Source organism: Desulfoplanes sp. PS50, assembly GCF_053851535.1.
Map to the genome: position 1 here is coordinate 1 of NZ_JBSPZA010000068.1, position 3,236 is coordinate 3,236.

Sequence of the window (3,236 nt, forward strand, 5' to 3'; positions counted from 1 at the left end):
GAACGTGCCCACATGACCAACGTTGCCCGATCCTCTGGCGTTAATTCTATATGTACTGACCTGCCCATTTCGCCTCCTTGATTTGGAGGCTATGATAGTATAATTATTTAACGGACGCAACACTAGAGCAGGAACGATGTCATAATAAGGAATGTCATGTTTAAGCAGCAAACGCTTCTGGTTGAGGAATGTTATAGAGTTCTCAATTGTCGCAACCTGGGTGAGAGATAAAACTCCAAGAAGCCCGCCTCCGTACTGGGCAGATTCCTCTTTTGCTTTTGTTAAATCGCGTTGAAGATTCATAATATCCTTATTAAGTTCCTGGAGCAAAGAATCTTTATTCGCTGGGGGGACGTAGCTTTTCCCCTCTATTGAATAGGAAAGTGGAATAAACCTCTTGAATCCCGTTTGCTTTTGCTCAAGCATTGATTTTGTTGTTTTTAGCGTTTCCAAACGGACATTTGCCAAAATAGCAAGTAAACCACCTGAGTATTGCAAAATAGTATTTTTAGCATCGTTTATTTCTGTATTTACTGTTTGTATATCGCTATCAATATCTTCTGTTGATGGTATGTTAGAACAACCACATACAAAAAATAATAAAATAAAAATTATTCTTAAGTATTTTTCCATGATAATATCCTCAAAATTCCTCAAAAGCTTTTTTCTCTTTGGCTTTTTTCTCTATTTCTTTTAGATTTGTACTACTATATTCAACGATGCAAGATATGTCGTAATTTTCACCCATAAGCATATTGCTAATTTCCGTATCCTCTGTCTTCCAATTGGAAAAATATATTAAATGGCCGAGACTTATTGCTGTACCCCAATGTGAATAATCATCTTTGTATAAATCGTTTCTCCAAAAAGACTCATCCTTAAAAGGATTCCCATACTTTTTCATTAAAATTTTTTTGAAATCTTCGTAGTCAGTTATGAAGTCGTTCTTGTTGGAGTGAGATTCAACTAGTGCATACCTTGCTCTTGTAAGTTGATTATCGATAAAAAAATAAACAACAAATACGTTTTTTCCGAGGACCGAAGTTTTATAACCTAAGATGCCTTCATCTTCTTTTGCAATTTGCAATGGTTCTGAAGCCTTTACATCCTCAGTTGTCATTCCCCATTTTGTTTTTCTGAAAGTAAAATCTCCAGCAGAGCATATTTCAGAAAATATCATGATGAATAAAATGCTGGTAATAGCCTTTATCTCTGTTTTCATTCTCGCCCTCCTTTGTTTTGCTTAATGTCTAGTCAGACATCTTTTCTTCTTGGCCTGATTCTGTACACCACCCGTATGTCTGACACAAGCTCCTACTGGATTTTTTTATTTTTCATAAGGAATGCTGAAGTTAGAGGAAGTTGGGTATGTTTGAGAAACTTCTTGGGGAGATGGATCGAAAAAAGATCGCTGGCGAGCATGAAGGATGGGCCCCTGATTTGGCATATTGGGCCCCGGGCGGAACCGGTTGGTGGACAGAAAAACATGGACGTTTCCTGCCGTAAGATTCTTTCGACGCAGTTTTTCTCCGGCCCGTACCACATAGGATACCAGGGCTTCATGAAGGCTCTCGATATTATTGCACCCTGCACCAAAAGAATGACATAGCCCCCCAAGCTACGAGTAGTCTTCCCCACAACCGGGAGGGGAGGCGCAGTCCAACTGCCGGGCTTTGAAGGACTTCCCTCCGCAACAGGGATAATGGTTTGGCAGCTGATACCTCTCACGCAATCGCATTTTGCAGTCAGTTTCCGATTCTTCATAATTTGTGCTTATCGAGGTCGGACCTCGCTAGATATTTGAAATATTGTTATAAAGATCCCAAAACAACCCGTTTTCACCGCTTAGAACGGCCATTTTGTCCACTAAACAAGCGATGTAAGAAGGGGGTTGCTCTTTAAGCATATGAACTTGTCAGCCTTGGAAGGTCCTGTTCGTCATGGCTCGGCAAAGGCGTGACATGCTGCTGGGGAACCTTGCTTTGCTTGATGGTCTGATTGACCGTGCAATGCTCGGTTGGCAACGCCTTGTAGATATTTCGTTTGACAAGCCTGCCTGAGAGGCGTTCTCGGAGCTGTCCGACAAATTCATGACTACCCACGGCGATGCTGTCGCTCCAGCAGGGTTGCCTGGAACAACGCTCACTCAAAGCTGTTTTGATCCATCCGGCGTATGTACTGGAGAGGTCCTCGTTTTGTTGCAGACCAAGCAGTGATACGAGTCGATTACGGGCGATGACGCGGTAGCGTTTGCCGGGATTGAGTATCTCATGGTAACCCCCGTGTGGCCACAGGGCGGGATGATCGACGACACCGGCCCTGACCATCTTTACCCGGTGAAATCCTGCTGCAAGCAGGGCCGTAAACGGCATTTCATCGGGTGAAGGTCAATGTACATGAGGCATCGCACAAGATGACTATCCGTGCCCACAGCGGTGGCGTGATACCTGTCTTCCCAGAAGGCTCCCTTTCGATTTTTTCGCGTGTTGTATGCTTGACCGGTTCTTCCGGCAACGAGTTGCATGGATTGCGGCATGACATCTCGTTGTTCATCGCCGTAGGCGAGCAAAAGGATATCACTCCCATGTAATCATGCCGACACTTCTTCGCAACACGATCACTGCATCTCCGATGGTGACCTCCCCATCGGGGCATGAACGATAAGTGCCATTTTCCAGTCGCACTAACGGAGCCACATCGCCCTGATTGCTTGTACCTGTACCGCCACAATTTCCCGAAGCGGCCAGCAGCATCATATCCGTACTTTTTTCCCCGTTATCGTCAGTAACAGTCAGGACAACATCATAAAATCCTGTTTCTAGATTTGTTATATTTGGATTTTGTCCGGTTGTTGTCCTGTTGTAGGCTGAATTTGTTCTATGGGTAAGTTGCCATTCATAGGTTAATGTTGATGAGTCCTGATCAGGGTCGATTGAACCACTTCCGTCAAGGCTTGCAGTATCACAAATAACCTGATTGGTTCCGGCATTTGCGGTCGGTTTGCGATTCATTTCAATAGCGGGCGTATCAGGATGAGGAACGGCTAGAAAGGGCTCGTATTCGATATAACCAGAACAACTTAGATCATCATTTTTATCGAATATCATTGACTCGACTTTCGGAGTTTATTTTGCTTTCAAAATTAGAACAAACATCCTGAAATAACTAATTTTTTACTTGAAGAGATCCTTGTTTTTTAGTATTTCTCTTGTTTCCACGCAATAGAATACAAAAAA

General features: G+C 43.2%; 4 protein-coding genes and 1 pseudogene. All 5 read right to left on the reverse strand.

The features are described 5' to 3' along the window. On the reverse strand, positions 1-633 hold a 633-nt coding region (locus ACTVJH_RS15650), incomplete at its 3' end, for a hypothetical protein (protein ID WP_455992784.1). A 10-nt stretch (positions 634-643) separates the two neighbouring features. Beyond that, the gene (locus tag ACTVJH_RS15655; RefSeq protein WP_455992787.1) at positions 644-1,222 is read right to left on the reverse strand and encodes a hypothetical protein; all 579 of its coding nucleotides are present in this window, start codon (positions 1,220-1,222) and stop codon (positions 644-646) included. Between the two features lie 105 nt (positions 1,223-1,327). Next, positions 1,328-1,591, reverse strand: a pseudogene (locus ACTVJH_RS15660) (DinB/UmuC family translesion DNA polymerase); the annotation flags it as partial. A 307-nt stretch (positions 1,592-1,898) separates the two neighbouring features. Further along, the gene (locus ACTVJH_RS15665) at positions 1,899-2,372 is read right to left on the reverse strand and encodes a hypothetical protein (RefSeq protein WP_455992790.1); all 474 of its coding nucleotides are present in this window, start codon (positions 2,370-2,372) and stop codon (positions 1,899-1,901) included. 204 nt (positions 2,373-2,576) lie between these two features. Beyond that, positions 2,577-3,107 (reverse strand): PKD domain-containing protein, encoded by a 531-nt coding sequence (locus tag ACTVJH_RS15670; protein ID WP_455992793.1) that lies wholly within the window; start codon positions 3,105-3,107, stop codon positions 2,577-2,579. Between the last annotated feature and the right edge of the window lie 129 nt (positions 3,108-3,236).